General features: G+C 62.3%; 14 protein-coding genes. 10 read left to right on the forward strand and 4 right to left on the reverse strand.

The window, feature by feature from the left end:
• Positions 1–199: 199 nt before the first annotated feature.
• The 3 genes from AXK11_RS08655 to AXK11_RS08665 form a co-directional block, all read right to left on the reverse strand.
• Positions 200–631: a PIN domain-containing protein gene (locus AXK11_RS08655; RefSeq protein WP_068631286.1), complete on the reverse strand. Its 432-nt coding sequence runs from the start codon at positions 629–631 to the stop codon at positions 200–202.
• Entirely contained in the window at positions 625–852 is a 228-nt protein-coding gene (locus AXK11_RS08660; protein ID WP_156469292.1) for a hypothetical protein, read from the reverse strand. The genes AXK11_RS08655 and AXK11_RS08660 overlap by 7 nt, the downstream gene beginning before the upstream one ends.
• Before the next feature lie 346 nt (positions 853–1,198).
• Complete coding sequence (locus tag AXK11_RS08665) at positions 1,199–4,753, reverse strand: pyruvate carboxylase (RefSeq protein ID WP_068631373.1); 3,555 nt, start codon at positions 4,751–4,753, stop codon at positions 1,199–1,201.
• Positions 4,754–5,315: 562 nt separating this feature from the next.
• Between AXK11_RS08665 and AXK11_RS08670 the strand changes: the two genes are divergently transcribed.
• The 6 genes from AXK11_RS08670 to AXK11_RS08695 all read left to right on the forward strand — a co-directional run bounded on the left by AXK11_RS08670 (position 5,316) and on the right by AXK11_RS08695 (position 14,199).
• On the forward strand, positions 5,316–5,972 hold the full coding sequence (locus AXK11_RS08670) for a DUF2959 family protein (protein WP_068631290.1): 657 nt from the start codon (positions 5,316–5,318) through the stop codon (positions 5,970–5,972).
• A 106-nt stretch (positions 5,973–6,078) separates the two neighbouring features.
• The gene (locus AXK11_RS08675; RefSeq protein ID WP_197456863.1) at positions 6,079–9,363 is read left to right on the forward strand and encodes an alpha/beta hydrolase family protein; all 3,285 of its coding nucleotides are present in this window, start codon (positions 6,079–6,081) and stop codon (positions 9,361–9,363) included.
• 710 nt (positions 9,364–10,073) lie between these two features.
• Positions 10,074–10,427 carry a type II toxin-antitoxin system RelE family toxin gene (locus tag AXK11_RS08680; RefSeq protein ID WP_068631293.1) on the forward strand — a complete coding sequence of 118 codons (354 nt, stop codon included), beginning with the start codon at positions 10,074–10,076 and terminating at the stop codon, positions 10,425–10,427.
• Positions 10,428–10,435: 8 nt separating this feature from the next.
• A complete protein-coding gene (gene pssA / locus AXK11_RS08685) occupies positions 10,436–11,473 on the forward strand; it encodes a CDP-diacylglycerol--serine O-phosphatidyltransferase (protein ID WP_082781066.1) in 1,038 nt (345 codons plus the stop codon).
• Between the two features lie 356 nt (positions 11,474–11,829).
• A complete protein-coding gene (gene dnaN / locus AXK11_RS08690) occupies positions 11,830–12,960 on the forward strand; it encodes a DNA polymerase III subunit beta (RefSeq protein WP_068631295.1) in 1,131 nt (376 codons plus the stop codon).
• Between the two features lie 366 nt (positions 12,961–13,326).
• Positions 13,327–14,199: a hypothetical protein gene (locus AXK11_RS08695; RefSeq protein ID WP_068631297.1), complete on the forward strand. Its 873-nt coding sequence runs from the start codon at positions 13,327–13,329 to the stop codon at positions 14,197–14,199.
• Positions 14,200–14,599: 400 nt separating this feature from the next.
• On the opposite strand, the gene AXK11_RS08700 is transcribed toward AXK11_RS08695, so the two are convergent.
• A complete protein-coding gene (locus AXK11_RS08700; RefSeq protein WP_068631299.1) occupies positions 14,600–14,935 on the reverse strand; it encodes a glutaredoxin family protein in 336 nt (111 codons plus the stop codon).
• Positions 14,936–15,116: 181 nt separating this feature from the next.
• Between AXK11_RS08700 and AXK11_RS08705 the strand changes: the two genes are divergently transcribed.
• The 4 genes from AXK11_RS08705 (at position 15,117) to AXK11_RS08715 (ending at position 19,125) form a co-directional block, all read left to right on the forward strand.
• Positions 15,117–16,172 (forward strand): NAD-dependent epimerase/dehydratase family protein, encoded by a 1,056-nt coding sequence (locus tag AXK11_RS08705; protein WP_068631302.1) that lies wholly within the window; start codon positions 15,117–15,119, stop codon positions 16,170–16,172.
• Positions 16,173–16,708: 536 nt separating this feature from the next.
• On the forward strand, positions 16,709–17,803 hold the full coding sequence (gene recA, locus AXK11_RS08710; RefSeq protein ID WP_068631304.1) for a recombinase RecA: 1,095 nt from the start codon (positions 16,709–16,711) through the stop codon (positions 17,801–17,803).
• Positions 17,796–18,083: a hypothetical protein gene (locus AXK11_RS10110; protein ID WP_197456864.1), complete on the forward strand. Its 288-nt coding sequence runs from the start codon at positions 17,796–17,798 to the stop codon at positions 18,081–18,083. The genes recA and AXK11_RS10110 overlap by 8 nt, the downstream gene beginning before the upstream one ends.
• Before the next feature lie 307 nt (positions 18,084–18,390).
• The gene (locus tag AXK11_RS08715) at positions 18,391–19,125 is read left to right on the forward strand and encodes a DUF3800 domain-containing protein (RefSeq protein ID WP_197456865.1); all 735 of its coding nucleotides are present in this window, start codon (positions 18,391–18,393) and stop codon (positions 19,123–19,125) included.
• Positions 19,126–19,246: the final 121 nt, after the last annotated feature.

The following is a 19,246-nucleotide window of genomic DNA, read 5'->3' on the forward strand; positions in this document are numbered from 1 at the left end:
CGCGCTCACCGAGAATTTTGTGAGAAGAGAATAAGCCATAGAGGCGCAAGACTCTGTGCTACACCTCACGGCTTAAACTGAATCTGGCCCCGCTTATTCCTCCCCAACTTAGCAAAACTCCCTCTCCCGATTCCTACGCACCCTTTGCGAGACGTCCGGGCCGCCAGCGAAGCTGGGTGCTAGTGGCCTGAGTGTTCGCTCAGCCGAGAGTGTCTTGCCAGTCTTCGACCAAGAGGCCGGGAACTCGGGAGAATTCGCGGACATTGTTGGTCACTACAGTGGCACCGAGCGCAAGTGCGTGGCCTGCGAGCAAGCAGTCGAGGGGCCCGATCGGCTGCGCGTTAGGCTTCAGATTCGCAAGATAAGCCCTCACTCTGGCGGCAGCGCGAGCGGCCACTTCATCAAATGGCTCCACCTTCGGAATCAAGTGCCGCAGCTCCTCCAAACGCGCTTCAAACTTCAGCTGGTCCTTCCTCTTTTCTGCACCGTAGCAGAGCTCAAACCACACGACTGCGGACAATCTAAGTGCTGAGCGATGCCGCTCGATCAGCTCCACCAAATGCTCATCGCGCCGCGCTGCGAACCCCGACAGCGCATTGGTATCGGGGAAGTAAATGCGCCTCTTTACCATGGTCGCTCGAATTCGAGGTCGAGGGGAGGGCCTTCGCTAAAGGCGCGCAGTGCGGCCAAGCGTTTCTCGAAGGCTTTTTCCCGCTCGACCGGATCGTAGAGAAGAATTTCCCCATCATCCTGGAGTTCTACGACGAGTTCCTTGGCTCTGCCCTTCCACTCGCGCGGCAGCCGCACGGCTTTCGAGTCGCCCATTTTGATCACCTTTGTAACCGTTCGCATATTTGCACGAGTAGCCGTCTTCATGGGTGCGCACTCTGCGGAGGAAAGCTGCAACGTCAACCGGACTGCCAACGAGCCGTGTTGGAAATGCCACTCCAAACCCAGCCCGCGCCGTCTCTCACTTCCCGGCCTTTCCGCTGCTGCCTCGCTCTTGTTCCTCAACCCGTAAACCAAACGAAGCGCCCGCGCGGGTGGCCCCATTTCAACTACGGTTTTGGAACCGGGAGCTGCCGGAACGAGGCCGCACCACAAGCTGCGGGCGCGGGCGCGCGGCAGCCGACCTCGGGCAAGGCGACGGCCTACGGCCAGCAGGACGCGGATTGCGCCTGCGCCTTTATTGCTCGGCTCACTTGGCTAGGCGGACGATCAGGTCTTTGGCTTCGACGGTGTCGCCCACGGCGGCGTGGAGCTCGGCCACGGTGCCGTCTTCGGAGGCGTAGACGCTGGTCTGCATTTTCATGGCTTCCATCATGAAGAGGCGGTCGCCTTTGCTGACTTTGGCACCGACGGAGGCGCTCAGCGTGACGATGAGGCCGGGGATGGGCGCGGCGACCTGGAGCGGATCGGCGAGGTCGGCCTTGGGGCGCGACCGGGTTTGCGCGGCGAGGCTTTTGTCGGCGACGAGGACTTCGCGCGCCATGCCGTTGAGCTCGTAGGTGATGGTGCGGCGGCCTTCCTTGTCGGGCTCGCTGACGCTGATGAGGCGCACGATGAGGACTTTACCCTCCTCGATCTCGATGGAGATTTCTTCCTGAGGCTGGAGGCCGTAGAAGAAGGCGGGCGTGGGCAGGGCGGCGACTTTGCCGTGGGCGCGACTGCGCTTGTCGAACTCGGCAAAGACCTGCGGGTACATGAGGTGCGAGTAGAGGTCGTCGTCATCGGCCTCGCGGCGGAGTTTTGCGGAGAGCTCGGTGCGGAGTTTCCCGAGTTCGCGGGCGTGGGTCGCAGGCCCTCCTGTCTTGGCGCGCGACGAGCGTTTGTTGCTCGCCATCTCGGCGCGGTACCTGGCTTGTGCGGCCTTAAACTTTTTCTCGCCGAGTACGGCGCGCCACACGCCGTGGGGCCAGCCGCCTTCGGGCCAGCCGAGGCCGCCCTGGAGCATGTCGATGACGCTTTCGGGGAAGGGCGTTTCGCCAGCGGGCAGGTTGACGACATCGGCGGGTTTGATGCCACGCGAGAAGAGGAACAGCGCCATGTCCCCCACGACTTTTGAGGAGGGGGTCACTTTTACGATGTCGCCAAAGAGGGTGTTCACCTCGGCGTAGGTGCGGGCGATTTCGGGCCAGCGGTGGGAGACGCCCATCGCAGCGGCTTGCTCCTTGAGGTTGGTGTACTGGCCGCCTGGCATCTCGTGTAGGTAGACTTCGGCGCTGCCGGTTTTGGGCGCGGTGTCGAAGGGGCGGTAGTACTCGCGGACCTGCTCCCAGTAGTCGGAGTAGGCGTCGAGCGCGGGCAGGTCCAGGCCGGTATCGCGCGGGGTGTGCTGGAGCGCGGCCACGATGGAGTTGAGGTTGGGCTGCGAGGTGCTGCCCGACATGGAGGCGATGGCGAGATCGGCCACATCGACTCCGGCGGCGCTCGCCTGGAGCACGGAGGCGGAGGCCACGCCGCTGGTGTCGTGCGTGTGAAAGTGGATCGGCAGGCCGACTTCGGCTTTCAGCGTTTTGACGAGTTTGTGCGCGGCGTAAGGGCGGCACAGCCCGGCCATGTCCTTGATGGCGATCATGTGCGCGCCCATCCGCTCAAGCTCCTTCGCCAGGCGCACGTAGTACTTGAGCGAAAACTTGTCGCGGCGCGGGTCGAGGATGTCGCCCGCGTAGCATAGCGTGCCTTCGCAGATGGCGTGTGTGTCGTGCACGGCCTCCATCGCGACGCGGAGATTGGGCAGGTAGTTGAGCGAGTCGAAGATCCTGAAAATATCCATGCCGCTGGCGGCCGCGTGGCGGACGAAGCCGGCGACGACGGAGTCGGGGTAGTTGGAGTAGCCGACGGCGTTGGCCCCGCGGAAGAGCATCTGGAAGCAGATGTTTGGGACGCGGGTGCGCAGCTCGCGCAAGCGCTCCCAGGGATCCTCGTCGAGGAAGCGCATGGCGGTGTCGAAGGTCGCCCCGCCCCACATCTCCAGAGAGAAGAGCTGCGGTGCGTAGCGCGCGAGGTAGCCCGCGCTGGCGAGCATGTCGTAGCTGCGCACGCGCGTGGCCATGAGCGACTGGTGCGCGTCGCGAAAGGTGGTGTCGGTGATGAGGAGCCGCTTCTGGCGCCGCACCCAGTCGGCAAACTTGCGCGGGCCGAGCTCCAGGAGCAGTTGGCGCGAAGTCGCTCGACTTGTTTTCTGGGCGTGCCGCTCGTTGGCGGCAGGTCCTGATTCAGCGATCAAAGTCGAGCGCTCCTGAAAACACGCTGCACTTTCGGGCGGCGGCTTGAGTGTGGCCGGGCGCAGGGGCGCGGCGGGCCGGTAGCCCTTGGCCTGCGGGTGGCCGTTTACGATGATGTCGCCGAGGTAGTTCAGCAGCTTGGTCGCGCGGTCGCGGCGCGGGGCGAAGCGGAAGAGCTCGGGCGTGGTGTCGATGAGCGTCGTCGTGGCCGCGCCGTTGCAGAAGAGCGGGTGCTCGATGACATTTTCCAGAAAGGGGATATTCGTCTTCACCCCGCGGATGCGAAACTCGCTGAGGACGCGACGCGCGCGGGAGAGCGCGAGTTCGTAGCTCTGGCCGCTGGTGATCACCTTCACGAGCATCGAGTCGTAGAAGGGCGTGATGACCGCGCCCGCGTAGCCCATGCCGCCATCGAGCCGCACGCCCAAGCCCCCGGGCGAGCGGTAAACGAGGATGCGCCCGTAGTCGGGCACGAATTTGTTTTCCGGATCCTCGGTCGTGATCCGGCACTGGATGGCGTAGCCGTTGCAGGGCACATCGGCTTGCTGGGGCATGCCGACTTCGGGCGAGTGCAGGGCATGGCCCTGGGCGATGAGGATCTGCGCGCGGACGAGGTCGAGACCGGTAATGACCTCCGTCACAGTGTGCTCCACCTGGATGCGCGGGTTCATCTCGATGAAGTACCACTGGTGCGTATCGAGGTCGTAGAGGAACTCGATGGTGCCCGCGTTATCGTAGCGGATCGCGCGGGCCAGGCCGACGGCGGCCTCGCAGAGCTCGCCGATGATCTCGCGCGGCAGCCCGTAGCTGGGGGCGACCTCGATCACCTTCTGGTGGCGGCGCTGCACCGAGCAGTCGCGCTCGTGCAGGTGGATCACGTTGCCGTGCTTGTCGCCGAGGATCTGCACTTCGATGTGCTTCGCGTTGGCGATGTATTTTTCCAGAAACACTGCCGGATTTCCAAACGCGCGCTCGGCCTCGCCCTGCGCTTCTTCGAGCAGCGGGCCGAGCTCCCCGGCGTGGCGCACGATGCGCATGCCGCGGCCGCCGCCGCCGAAGGCCGCCTTGATGATCAGCGGGAAGCCGATCTGCCCGGCAATCTTGATCGCCTCGGCGCGGTCGCTCACGGGCTCTTCCGTCCCGGGGAGGACGGGCACGGCGGCCTGCTTGGCGAGGCTGCGGGCGGCGGTCTTGTCGCCCATCATTTCGAGCAGCTCGGGGCGCGGCCCCACAAAGGCGATGCCCGCCTCGGCACAGGCGCGGGCGAACTCCGCGTTTTCCGACAAAAATCCGTAGCCCGGGTGGATCGCCTGGACGCCTTTTTCCTTGGCCAGCGCGATGATGCCGGGGATGTCGAGGTAGGCGGCGACAGGGCCGAGGCCCTGGCCGACCTGATAGGCTTCGTCGGCCTTGTAGCGGTGAATGCACAGCCGGTCTTCCTCCGCGTAAATCGCCACAGTGCGCAGGCCGAGCTCGGTGCCCGCGCGAAAAATGCGCACGGCGATTTCGCCGCGGTTGGCCGCCATGAGCTTGGTCACAGGCGGCGGCTGGGCCGGTGTCGCGCGGGCGCTGGGCAGCGACGCTTTTTTTGGCTTGGTGCTGCGGAGAGGCGGGAGGGTCGACTTGGGGGAACGGGTGTTTTTACGCGCGGAGGGCATGGTTCGGGGAGAGAAGAAACCGGCGGTTGTAGGGAGCACTCACGGCGCCGCCAAGGGAAGAGCACTCGAACTGCGCACTTTTGTGCCGGTGGCACTTCCATTTACGCTCGCGCGACTCGGGATACACGCGATGTACTCTCCCCCCGCTAGCGCGGGGGCCAGAAAAGGAAATTCGATTCGGGACAGCAGCGTGGCCTCTTTGGGCCGCGTCCGAACAGCGTTAACCGGTTAACTGAAAAAATCGCCCCGCTGAGCTTCCGCTTCATTCGCGCTCGATGGCTCACTCTCTGTCGCCGTGCGTAGTAGAGTCTTCACCCTCGCACAGCGACAGTATGGATTGCGTATATCCCAATTCGCGTGAGCGTAAATGAAAGTGCCACCGGCACAGCTTGGCGCCTCTATTCCTCCCCATTTACCCACAACCTAAAAAATGAATGTCGCCTTCTTACGCCTCGCCCTTGTTGTACTTTTCGGAGCCGCCCTCACGGGTTGCTCGACCGCTTACCACCGCGCGCTGGAGCAGCGCGGGATGACCCGCCGCGACGTCCTCGTCCGCCGCATCCAGCATGTGCAGAGCGCGCAAGAGGAAGCGCGGCACCAGCTCGCCAGCGCAATCGCAAGCTTGGGCTCGATCTCTCAGGTCAGCCCGGGGCAGCTTCGCGAAAAACACGCCGAGCTGGATGCCCAGCTCAAGAATGGGCGGGAGCGCACGCGCGATCTGGCGCGGCGATTACCCGCGGTCGATACCGCCGCCGCCGCCCTTTTCAAGGAGTGGGAAAGGGAACTCGCGCTCTACCAAAACGCGGCCCTGCGCGAGCTGAGTGAGCGGCAGCTCGCCACGACGCGCGCGCGCTACGGCACCTTTGTCGCCTCGCAGCAAGCGATCCTCGGGAAAATGGAGCCCGCGCTCGTCCACTTTAAAGATCAGGTGCTGTTCATAAAACACGGGCTCAACGCGCAGGCCCGCAGTGAGCTGAATACGACGCTGGAGAGCCTCCTCGAAGAGCTCGGCGCACTCGTCCGCACAATCGACGAATCCACCCACGCTGCGGATGCCTTTATCCAAAACCTCAACACCCTGGACTAGGGTTTCCCTCCTTCTCCGGCACCGTTCTGCAGAGAGCGGTGCCCGGTGCGCGCCACAAATGAGGTGCGCCCACTCCGCCGTCTGGGCCCCGCCCCGCGCCTTGACCTTGGCCCGCTGGCGAGCCGCCGCCGCGCTTCCCCCTATCGCCGCGCTCGCGTTGGGCCTCGCACTCGCCGCTCCCCCCACATCCGCGCAGCCCCCGCCCCTCCCGCCACCGCTCGCGCAAGCCGCCGGTGCCGCAGCGCCGGACACCGCGCAAAAAAAGCGGCCGCTCGCGTGGGCCGATTTCGAGAGCTGGCGCAGCATCAGCTCGCCCACGCTCTCGCCCGACGGGCGTTGGCTCGCCTACGGCTTCATGCCCGCGCGCGGCGATGGCGAGATCGTCGTCCGCCAGCTCCCCGATCCCGCTTCCCCAGCCGGTAAATCGCTCCGCAGCTACCGGCTCAACGCGGGCGAGACTCCACCGCCCGCTTTCCCCCAAGGGGTGAGTGCCAGCGGCCGCCCGCCACCGCCGCGAAGCGTCGAGCACCTCTTCACTGGCGACAGCCGATTCCTGATCAGCTTGATCTTCCCCTCGGCGCAAACGCAGCGCGAAGCACGCATGCGGGAGCCCCGCAGCATCGATCTGCTGCGCGCCCAGGCCACCTCGCCCAGAAAACTGCGCCAACCGATGATCTTGGTCGATCTTGAGGCCGGACACAGCGAGCTCGTGCCCGAGGTACAGTCGGTGCAGGCGAGCCTCGGTGGCGGCGCGTGGATCGCCTACCTGCATGAGCCCGTAATGGCCGAGCTGCCGCCCAGCCGCACGAGCGCCCCCCCGTTTTCGCGAGTCCCCGCCCCGTCCGGCGCGGCGAAGGGCACACTCCGGCCGCCGCCGGAAAATCGCCGCCTCGTTTTGCGCGAGCTCCTCACTGGCCCGCTGCGCGGCCGGGGCGCGGCGAAGCAGGTCGGCGGCAAAGGCCAGCAACGCACTTTTGACTACGTGACCGAGTACTCGCTGAGCCGCGATGCGCGCACGCTGCTGTACCTCGTCGATTCGCCGCGGCAAAATCGCAATGGCCTCTACGCCTACGCGCCCGGCGGCGCGGGCGAGCCCCAACACCTGTTTCGCACCGCCAAAACCGGAGCGGCTCGCCTGAGCAAGCTCACCTGGGACGCGCGGCAGGCCCAGGCCGCGTTTTTGGTAAAATACCAGGACGGCCGCCACGAAGTGGGGCTTTGGAAACTGGGCGAGCGCGCCCCCACAATGGTCCTTGCGGCGGCGACTCCCGGGCTCCCGCACACGATGCAAATCGGCGAGCACAGCAGCCTGGAATTCTCCGCCGATGGGCGAAAACTCTACGTCGGCCTCGTGCCCAAGCCCGCTGCGGACGGCAAGGCGCCCGACGCACGATCGCCGCGCGGCACGAGCAACGCGGCTGCCGCGAGCGACCCAAACGCCGATCCGCTCGAACAAGCCTTCCCCGAGCTGTGGAGCTGGGACGATGGCCTGATCGCCCCGCGCCGCAGCGTCCTCAGCGAAGTCGAGCGCACGCGCAGCTACCCGGGCGTACTTGATCTCGAAACGCTGCGCTTCGTGCCGATTGGCAGCACGCGATTTTCCGAACTGCGCTTCAGCGAAGACGGCCTGTGGGCGCTGGCTTTCGACGAAGGGCCCTATCTGCGGCTGCGCGATTACGATGCCACTTACGCCGATGTTTACGCCGTCGACACAACGAGCGGTGCCCGCCGCCTCGTCGCCAAAAAATTGCGCGGCCTCTCCGGAGACGAGGAGCTGCCGAGTCTCTATTTTTCGCCCAAAGCAGGTCCCCAGCAATACGTCGCCTACTTCGATGCGGGGCACTGGTGGGCGGTCGATCTGGCGAGCGGCGATTCGCGCAACCTCAGCGCCGGGCTGCCGGTCTCCTTCGCCTACGAAGAGCACGATAAACTGGAGCCCGCGCCGCCCTACGGCTGGGGCGGCTGGCTCGCCGATGGCCGCTCGTTCATCGTCTACGACCGCTACGACCTGTGGCAGCTCAGCGTCGCCGCTCCGCTAAGTGCCGAAGAAGAGCAGGAGGAATGGGAAAGCCGCCCGCCGCCGCCCGCGCCGCGTAACCTCACCGCAGGCTTTGGCCGCAAAGAGCAGATCGTCCTGCGGCTGCAAGACGTCGCTCCCCAGCAAGGACACAGCGAAACCGAGCCGGAGCCGCGTGCGCCCCTGTGGCTGCGCGGGATCGATCCCGCCGAGCCGCTGATCCTGCGCGGCGAAGACGAGCGCACGCGCGACAGCGGCTTTTTCCGGCAAGCGATCTTGCCCCACAGCGCCCCCGCCGGGCAGGCCGACGCGCCCCCGCCGCAACGGCTCCTCTGGGGCGAGAAAAACTACCGCTACCTCGACGCCGCGCGCCGCCCCGCCCCGGCAGGAAGCGCAACCGCCAATGCAGGCCCCGGCCGGAGCCACAGCCGCGATGTGCTCCTGTTCAGCGCTTCGCGCTTCGACGAGTTTCCCGACCTGTGGGTGAGCGACGGCCACTTCACCGCGCCGCAGCGCGTGAGCGATGGCCGCGCCCAGCTCGCCCCACTCGACTGGGGCAGCCCGCCGGAAATCATCGACTACACCGGGCCCGCAGGCGCGCCGCTGAAAGCGCTGCTCTACAAGCCGCCGCACTTTGACCCGAGCCAGCGCTACCCGCTCATCGTTTACCTCTACGAACGCCTCTCCCCATTGCGGCACGCCTTCTTCGCGCCGAGCTACAGCGCAAATATCAACATCCCCCACTACGTGAGCAATGGCTACCTCGTGTACCTCGTAGACATCGCCTACGAGATCGGCGCGCCCGGGCCCAGCGCGCTCGACAGCGTACACGCCGCACTCGATGCGGTGAGCGCTCGTAGCTTCGTCGATCCTGCGCGGGTCGGGATCCAGGGTTCGTCCTGGGGCGGCTACCAGGCCGCCTACATCGTCACGCAGAGCGACCGGTTTCGCGCCGCCGTCGCGGGCTCTCCCGTGGGAAATATGACCAGCGCCTACGCGGGCATTCGCTGGCGCTCCGGCCGCGCCCGCCTCTTCCAGTACGAGCAATCGCAAAGCCGGCTCGGCGCCGCACTCACCGCCGCGCCCGAGCGCTACCTCGCCAATTCTCCCGTCGCCCACGCGCACACGCTGCACACGCCGCTGCTCCTGATGCACAACGACGGCGACGGCGTCGTCCCCTGGAACCAGAGCACCGAGCTGTTTCTCACGCTGCGCCGCCACGAAAAGCCCGTGTGGCTGGTGAATTACCCGCACGAGACGCACGAGGTCGTGCGCTACGCCAACCGCCGCGATTTTCAGAAACGCATGTGGGACTTCTTTGAGCACCACCTGCACGGTGCCCCCGCACCCGAGTGGATGAAGCCCGCCGGGTGAATCCGCACCCGCACCTGCGAGCCCGCACGGCCTCGGGTTGCGCGCCCCGTATTCCCCCCTCCTCGCATCTCCCCTCCCCGGTGGCGCCCTTGTTTGCGTACACCCTCTCGCAGTGCAGAAGCTGAAGCGTATGAAAAAACAGCCGCTGCGCCACGAGAGGGGTTTTACACAACAAACAAAGAACAATCCCAACCCTCACAGCCGCTAGCACTGCCATGAGGTAGGGACAGAGCATGCGACACGCATACGCTCCGCAAAGTTCCCCCGCTCCATTCCATTACGTAGAAATTACGTAGTTACCGAAGGCTTCCACTACGCGTGGGGCGGTGGTCGGTGACCACTTCCATTTAATTTGGGAATCGGCCTCGTCGCTGCGCGACGAAACTCGATTCCCAAATTTAACGGACCATCCCCCAGTCGCGTTGCGACTGGGAATGAGGCATCAAATGCAAATGAATCGAAAACCCATTTGGGCGCAGCGAAAAAGTTGACGGGTTAAATCTCCGCCCGACCAGAGGTCGGGCAATTCTTACTGTAGCGTTTGCTCGTTGGGCAAAATGCCCAACGAGCAAACGCTACAGTAAATGGGAGCAGGCACTGCCTGCCGCCCCACGCGCAGTGGAGGCGGCGACGATGAAACGGTCGAAGACCGCTTGCGCTGGGGAGAAAGTCTTGGGCAGTCTTGAGGCTGCCGATTTTTTGGCGCACCCATGTATCAAGTCACTTTTTCCGAGCAGAGTCTGCGCGAGCTCAAGCAGCTCGATACTCTGGCGCAGCTCGAACTCATTGAGCCGATCAGCAGCCTGAAGCCCGGCGACCTTGCGCGGCCGCGCGAACCGCTTGGCCGCTTCAAGCGCGGGGAGACGCTGTTCTACCGGCTGCGCGCGGGCGACTACCGCTTTTATTTCGAGGTGCAGGGCGAGACGCTCCACACCCACTACATCCTGCACAAGAACTCGCTCGAAGACTTCCTCCTGCGCAACAAGCTGCCCGTCTCCGAGGAGCAGCTCTTTGAGCAGCACTCCAAGTTCTGGAAATATCTGGAAAGTTTAACGCAAAAGTGAGCTCCCCCATGCCCCACCACCCCAGCTCTCGGCCAGCGGCGGCCACCGCTGCGACCCACCCGCACGCGCCGGAAAAAACCGCCGCGCCTGCGACTTCCGTTGCCGCCGAATCCGCACCGCCGCACAACCCGCCGCACGCCGCGCCTCTTTCCGCAGACGATCCGCGCAATCCCTACAACGTCACGCAGGCCAGCCGGATTTACTTCCTGCCCAACTTGATGACCGCCGGAAATCTCTTCTGCGGTTTTATGGCGATCATCAACTGCATCCAGGCGCGGCTCGCGGAAACGGCGGTTGACGGGCGCTACCTCGACGGGCAGCCGGTGGAGCATTACCGGATGGCGGTGTGGCTTATTTTTGCCGCGGCAGCCTTTGACCTGATTGACGGGCGGCTCGCGCGGATGGGCGGGCGCGAATCGCTGTTTGGCGCGGAGTTCGACTCATTGGCGGACGTGGTTTCCTTCGGCGTCGCGCCTGCGTTGATGATGTTCTTCTTCATCATCTCGCCCACCCAGGGGTTCATGTGGTTTCGCAACGTCGGCTGGTTCGTCGGTTTCGTCTACCTGCTCTGCGCGGCGATCCGGCTGGCGCGCTTCAACATCATCACGAATCCCCTGCTCTTGCGCAGTCGCGACTCCGACAAAAACGCGAGCACTTCGAGCAAGGACTTTATCGGCCTGCCTGTGCCTGCTGCTGCGGGGACGGTCGCAGCGCTCGTCCTTTTCTTAACGCAGCTCGTCGAGAGCGACAAGAGCCTCAACCGCTGGGCACTCGCCCTGCCCTTTCTGATGCTGCTGATTGCCCTCTTGATGGTCAGCAAGGTGCGCTACCCCAGCGGTAAAAAAGTGGACCTGCAAACGACCACGCGGATGGGCACCTTCATCCTGATCCTGGTGGCCGCAGGGCTCGTCATCGCGCTCAAGGAAATCGCCCTCCTCATCCTTACGCTGGGCTACATTTTCTACGGGCTCATCCGCCACTTCAGGCGCGTGCAAAGCGCAAAGGGTCAGCGGCTGCGAACGCTCTGGGAAGAGCCCCTTCGCTGAAAGCCCACCCCTACCGATCAGGAACAAAACCAGTGTGGGTCTCGGCTTCAAAAAACGATCCGCCACTGGCAGCCACTGCGAATGCCATTGGCGGAACTCGCCCAGCCTTTGGGAGGAACCTTGTGAGTAAGCTGCGTGCGCTTTGCCGAAATCTTTTTGCGGTGAATAACCCCGGACTTATTGGCCCGTTTCCGGCAGTTCTTCACAGCCCGCAAGGCTCCCCTTCTCCCTCTCAAAACCGGCACTTGTTGGGCTTACTCACGGCCCATAATAATAGGGATAATTTTATTAAAAGGATCCTATTCTTTTAGACTTTGTGAATTGCCCCTGCTCACCTCTAAATCTTTAGCCAGCCTATGAAATTCAAAATCAACCGGGATCACTTCGCCAACGGCCTCGCCCAAGTGCTCAACGTAGTCGGCTCGCGCGCGACCATGCCGATCTTGAGCAACGTGTTGATCGAAGCGGATAACGGCCAGATCTCGCTCACCACGACGAACCTCGACCTCGGCATCCGCTGCCAGATCAAAGCCGAAGTGCAGGAAGCCGGTGCGATCACCCTACCCGTCAAACGCCTGGCCGGAATCGTGCGCGAGCTGCCCAGCGTGGATGTCGCAGTCGCCGCCTCGCCCAACCACCAGGTGAAGCTCGTATCCGGCGGCTCGAACTTCCGCATCATGGGTATCCCCAAAGACGACTTCCCGCCGCTGCCCGAGTTTGGCGAAGAGAAGTCCTTCACGCTGGAGCAAGACGAGCTCACTACGATGCTCAAGAGCGTCTCCTACGCGCAATCGAGCGACGAGACCCGCTACATCCTCAATGGCGTCTATTTCAACTTCGCGGATGCCAAGCTCACGCTCGTCGCGACAGACGGTCGCCGCCTCGCCCACATTTCCAAGGAGCTGGAAGTGCCCGAGGCCAGCGCAGGCGCCATCATCCTGCCCGCTAAAACGGCGAGCGAGCTCCTCCGGCTCCTCGACAAGAAGGGCAACAAGGTCAAAATCAACTTCAACGACCGCCGCGCTGCCTTCCAGATCGCGACCAATGACGAAGCAGACAACGGCCTGATCGACAGCATCTACCTCTACTCAAAAGTCGTCGAGGGCAGCTACCCGAACTACCAGCAAGTCATCCCCAAGGAGACGCACCAGCGCATCAAACTGGAGCGCGAGCTCTTCCTCCAGTGTGTGCACCGCGCCGCGCTCGTGTGCAGCGAGAAGGCGAACTCGATCAAAATCAAACTCTCGCCCAACCTCCTCGAAGTTACCGCACAGAGCCCCGATTTCGGCGAGTCGCACGAATCGATGGCGATCAGCTACGAAGGGCCCGAGCTCCAGGTCGCCTTTAACCCGCAGTTCATCATGGATCCGCTCCGCGCGCTGACCAAGGACGAGGTCTACTTCGAGGTGAAGGACGACATCAGCCCGGGCGTCTTCAAAACCCTCGAAAGCTTCATCTGCGTGATCATGCCTGTCCGGCTAAACTAGCCGGATGCGCGCCGCAGAGCGGCACACGCGCTTGGTACCGCGCGGTTGTCCGCGGAAGCGTGCGAAGAGACGTCGGCTGGATTTTAAGTCGGCGTTTTTTTTGCAAACGAGGAACCTTGGGCCCGTGCAAGTGCTCTTGGTGTGTGGCCATTTTTGAACCGCTCGCGGGTTGTTGCTGCGCACCGTCCGATGCTTGCTCCGCAAGTGTGCGAATGGTCGGCAAGTGGGCCTTTCCATGTGGGCGATTTTTTTGAATCACGGTTTTTTTACGCAGTCTTCGAGCACTTGTCTTACGCCACCACTGTCACATCGATTTCCCCATCAACTGAAACAGGCTGAAGAACCCTCCTCTCGCGCTGTCCGTCCATGAGCTCCTCCTATTTCACCCTCACCCTCATCATCGCCGCGATTGTCTTGATGCAGGTCAACCAGCGGCTCGGCTCGCCGGTGCTGGCGATTTTTGCGCGCTGGCTGCGCTGGTTCGTTTTTGCCTTTGGTGTCGCGCAGCTCTGCACCGATTTTGAGCTGATCGACCGCCCGTTCTGGGTGCTGGTGCTCGCCTTTCTGATGCTCTGGTTTTTGATCGAGACGTTTTACAACTGGCTCGGCATTGCCGCGATGAGCGTCAGCCCCATGCCGCTTTTCCCGCGTTATAGCGTAAACCCCGGCGGCGAAGAGTGGCCCACCCAGGCGCGTTTCCTGAAGCTGAAGGAGTGGCTGCGCGCTCAGGGTTTTAGCCTGATGCAGCCATACAGAGCGGAGATCGGCGGCGGGATCTTCCTGCGCGGAGTGGTGTACCAAAACCAGGCCGAAGACATCCGGCTGCAAATCACTTTTATGCCGATTTCCGCAGCGACGCTCGGTGTGTGCTACTCACTCGTTTCGCAAACCGAGGCCGGACACCGGATCGTGACGGATAATTTCTGCATCCCTTATGCAGGGTTTTACCCCGAAGAATGGTTCGTGGAGCGGCTGCCCTGGTGCCGCTCGCTGGAGAACTTGCTCGCCCGCCACCAGGCCCGGCTCATCAACGAAAAAGCGCTCCCCATCAAAAGCGATCCGCTGGCCGATCTAAACGCACAACAACACCAGCTCGACCAGCTCAATACACAGCTCGGCTTCCTCAACCCACACGCTGAGCGCGAAGAGTTGGGAAAAATTTCCCAAGCAGGCCGCTACCGCGTCTGGAAAGAAGTCTGGATGCTCAACTACCTGGGCCGCCCCGCACGCTATCGGTAAGCCTATTCCACTGCGCAAGTGGCCTTCGACCGTTTCATGGTCGCCGCCTCTTTTCCACTGCGCGTGGGGCGGTGGCGGGTCGCCACTTCCGTTTACTGTGCGTTTTGCGTATCGCGCGTTCCGCGCGATACGCAAAACGCACAGTAAGAACTATCCGACCAGAGGCTCGGGGGAGATTTACCCGTTAACTTTTTCGCCGCGCCCAAATCCGATCCATCCGCATTTGATGTTTCAGTCCCTGTCGCAACACGACAGGAGGATGGTCCGTTAAATTTGGGAATCGAGTTTCGTCGCGAAGCGACGAGGCCGATTCCCAAATTCAATGGCACGTGGCGCCCCGCCACCGCCGCCCGCGCAGGGCTACTTGTCAGCTCCCACGCGCAGTGGAGAACATGCTTCTTTAAAAGAAGCGGACGGTTTGGGTCGCCATTGCGGCGTGTTCTTCGTCCGAGCAGCCCGCGTTGAGTGGCGTATCAATCTCGGTATCGCGTTGGCTCACCAGATGGTTGCTGAGCAAGTAATTCTCGACCTCTTCGCCTGACACATCGGCCAGCATCACCCCGTCAACCTCCACGCAAGGTGAGAGCGGTTGGCCGGAGCGCTGCACCATCTCCGCGTAGTTGGCGCGGTTGTTGATGATGTCGATGTCCTCAAATTCCAGGTCGTATTTACGCATGATGGCGCGCACGCCATTGGACCATCCGCAGTGCGGTTTGAGGTAGGCTTTGATTTTCATAAGGGCGCAATCTGTGGTGCAATTTGCTCGCTGCGCAAGCGGGCTTTGCGGCTGGAATTATCGCGCGCTGTCGGCCGGGTTTATTCGCGAAAAAACCGTCGGCGCAAGGTGGCGTGGCGCGTGTGCGTTGCGGAAAATAAAACACTCGAAGCGGCTGCCCTGCGTAAGCATACCCGCGCGGATGAAAGTGCTCGTGACCGGCGCGGCCGGCTTTATCGGCTACCACATTTGCAAGCGGCTCAGCGCACATCCGGACTGCGAGGTCCTCGGCATCGACAACTTGAACGATTATTACGACGTCGCGCTCAAGCGGGCGCGCCTCGCCGAGCTCGACGCCCAGCAGGCCGCGCGTGCGGGCAATCCGGCGGTCTCCTCGGCCTCCGCGATTGCGGCGACGCCCACGAACTCCTCCGCGGGCACCCACTTCCGCTTCGTGCAGGCCGATTTCGCCGAGGGCGATATGTTGCTGAAACTCTGGGCGCACTTTCGCCCCGACTACGTCGTGCACCTCGGCGCGCAGGCCAACGTGCGCTACAGCGTCACCCACCCCGAAGCCTACGTGCAGAGTAACCTGGTTGGTTTTTTTAAAGTCCTCGAAGCCGCGCGCGCCCACCCGCCCAAGCACACGGTCTTCGCGTCTTCGAGCAGCGTCTACGGTACGAGTGCGGCGATTCCTTTCGCGGAAGACGGCGACACGAGCCACCCGCTCTCCTTTTATGGTGCGACGAAAAAAGCCAACGAAGCGATGGCGCACAGCTACGCGCATCTCCACGGGCTCGCGCTCACCGGCCTGCGTTTTTTCAACGTGTACGGCCCGTGGGGCCGCCCCGACACCGCGCCCACGCTCTTCGCCAAGGCGATCTTTGCGGGCGAGCCGATCAAGCTTTTCGCCGAAGGCCGCGCGCGCCGCGATTTCACTTACATCGACGACATCTGCGACGGTGTCCTGAAGCTGCTCCTGTACCCGCCGCTCAAGCCGCCCGTGCCGCCATTTCGGATGTTCAACATCGGCCACCACCGGCCCGTGGAGACGCTCCTCTTTGTGCAAATGCTGGAGCAACTCATCGGCCGCAAAGCCCGGCTTGAGCTGCTCCCCGCGCAGCCCGCCGATGTGCCGGAAACCTGCGCCTCGCTCGACCGCATCCACGCCGCCGTCGGCTACGCGCCGCGCGTCCCGCTGGAGGATGGACTGCGCCAGTTCGTGGACTGGTTTCGCCAGTATTACCAGCCCGAGTAACGCGCGACCAACGAGCGGCTCGCCCAAAAGAAGGGTCTCTGACCCCTGCGCGCAGCGGCAACGCCGCTGCGGCCAATAAAATGGGTCGAAGACTTCCCCTGCGCGGGGGGCGGTGGCGTGGCGCCACGTGCCATTCAATTTGCGATTTTGCCGCGTGCGCTTCGCGCCCGAACAAAATCGCAAATTTACAGGAACTCCCCCTGTCGCAGCGCGACAGGGAATGGGACATCAAACAGCGGATGGAGCGAAAACCCGTTTGGGCGGATTTTTTGGGTTAACGAGTAAAAGTGCAGCACCGGACGAGGCCCCAGCAAGGGCCTCGCCAGATAAGTCGGTCAACGACCGCGACCGGAGGTCGCGGCAGTTCTTACTGTGCGGTTTGTGCATCGGGCGGAATGCCCGATGCACAAACCGCACAGTAAATGGGAGCAGGCACTGCCTGCCGCCCCACGCGCAGTGGTTGAAAACGGTATAAGTCGAGGAGTGTATAAACCGCGCTTGCTCTCCGTTCGCGGCGCGGCCTCCCTAGGCTGCATATGTCCAAAGCCGCCCCCTCCCGCACGATCGCCCCCGATACCAACAGCCGCGAGAAGAACATCGAGCTCGCCGTTTCCAGCATCACCAAGCAATTCGGCGAAGGCTCGATCATGCGGCTGGGCAGCAACCAGAAAATGGCGGTTGATTGCCTGAGCACCGGCTCGCTGTTGATCGACCTCGCGCTCGGCGGCGGCGGCCTGCCCAAGGGGCGGATCATCGAAATCTACGGGCCGGAATCTTCGGGCAAGACGACCTTTTGTTTGAGCGTCATTGCGCAGGCGCAGAAGCGCGGCGGGCTCGCTGCCTTTATCGATGTGGAGCACGCGCTCGACCCGAAGTACGCGCGCGTCGTCGGTGTAAACCTTGACGACCTCCTCGTCTCGCAGCCCGACTCCGGCGAAGACGCGCTCAACATCATGGAGACCCTCATCCGCTCCAACTCGATTGACGTGATCGTCCTCGACTCCGTAGCCGCGCTCACGACCAAGGCCGAGCTCGAAGGCCAGATGGGCGATGCCACCGTCGGCGCGCAGGCGCGGCTCATGTCGCAGGCCATGCGCCGCCTCACCGCAGTGGTAAACAAGACCAAGTGTATCTGCATCTTTACCAACCAGATACGCGAGAAAATCGGCGTCATGTACGGCAGCCCCGAGACGACCTCCGGTGGCCGCGCGCTGAAGTTTTTCGCCAGCGTGCGGATCGACATCCGCCGTCGCGAGCCGATCAAAGGCGCGGAGGGCAAGATCGTGGGCAACCGCACCAAGATCAAAGTCGTGAAAAACAAGATCGCCCCGCCCTTCACCGAAGTGGAGTTCGACATCATGTACGACGAGGGCATCTCGACGACCGGCTCGCTGCTCGACCTCGCCCTGCATCACAAGGTGTTGGAAAAACGCGGCTCGTGGATCTCCTTCGATGGCGAACTGATCGGTCAGGGCCGCGACGCCACGCGCGTGGCGATCAAGGACAACCAGGCGCTCGCCGACAAAATCCAGGCCGCCGTCATGACCAAGGTCGATGCGCTGAAGGTCGGCGAAGACGTCAGCCTGCCCAGCGGCGGCAGCGAGGACGGCGGAGACGCTGCCGATGAGTAATCCGGCGGCAGCCGATTCTGGCAGCGCAGCGGGCGCTGCTGCGGATCGCGCTGGCGCAAGCGCGGCTGTGAAACCGGCGGCAAATCGGGCGGCAGGGGCGGCGGTAGGGCCGGAGCCGAAGACGGAACTCGCGGCTAGGCCAATAGCGCTCGCGCGCGGCCCCGATGCCGTTTCGCCTGCGCTGGATGCCGATCTCGACACGATGTCGCGCGAGGCACTTTTGGCCGAAGTGCGAAAACTGCGCGCGGGGATTTTACTCTCCACATTGGTTTTGCCCTGACGGCGCACCAACGAGTGCGCCGCCAAGCAAAAGGGTCTGCGACCCTGGTATCAGCCGCAATTGTGGGGGTTGTTACCCGAGCAAGAGGCAGCCTCGCCCGACGAGGTACCTGCCTGGCCGCAATTTCTGCGCGGCTGCATAAACTACCGCGCGTCCCTCGACACCCAGTGCCCCTCCGCGCCCCGCACCACAGAAGAGTTTTGAAAGGCTGATGCCTCTTGGTGCGGCAGGGGTTTAGGCTACGTTCTTGTGATATGTAGGTATATGAACTCTCTATTTTGACGGTAGAAAATGCTCGCCCTTTGAAGTGAGTTTTCCGATTGCTTGGGATCTAAAAGATATGCCTCGGACTATTCATGTGTATTGTGATGAGTCATGCCATCTAGAAAATGATGGCCAGCGAGCAATGGTATTAGGGGCTCTTTGGTGCCCTTCAAATCATCGTAAGCAATTGGTGCGTAAAATTAGAGAGCTGAAGCGCTTACATGGGCTCAGCGATGCCTTCGAGATTAAGTGGGTAAAGGTTTCTCCTGCCAAGTTAGATTTTTACAAGAGCCTAATAGATTTGTTTTTTGATGAACGTGTTTTGGGGTTTAGGGCCTTGGTTGTTCCCGATAAGGGGAAGCTTAATCACTTAAGGTTTAATCAGAGTCATGATGAGTTTTATTATAAACAATGGTATACCTTGCTCAATCGCTTGGTTGAGCCTAGGTACCGCTATCGCATTTTTTTAGATATAAAAGATACTCATGGCGTAAGTAAGGTGCGTCGCCTCCACGATTTCTTATGCAACGGGAACTACGATTTCAATCAAGATATTATTGAATCGTTAGAACTGGTTCATTCGTCCGACCTAGCCTTGCTCCAGCTAGCAGATTTATTGATTGGAGCATTGGCATATTTGCATCGTGGTTTGTTGGGGAGTGGGGCTAAATCTCTTTTAGTTAATCAGTTAAAGGATAAGCTAGGTGCAAATCTTGAGAAAAGTACTTTACCGCAGGAGAAGAAATTTAACCTTTTCATTTGGAGGGCACAGGATTGAACCATCCTCCCGAACTAGTACAGTTCGATCAGTATGGAGATTGGTCGCAGTATGAGTCTCGTCTATATGAGATTTACCTCGAAATCATAGTGTGGGCTGATCTGAGGTTCTTAGGCCATCC

Source organism: Cephaloticoccus primus, assembly GCF_001580015.1.
Taxonomy (GTDB): domain Bacteria; phylum Verrucomicrobiota; class Verrucomicrobiia; order Opitutales; family Opitutaceae; genus Cephaloticoccus; species Cephaloticoccus primus.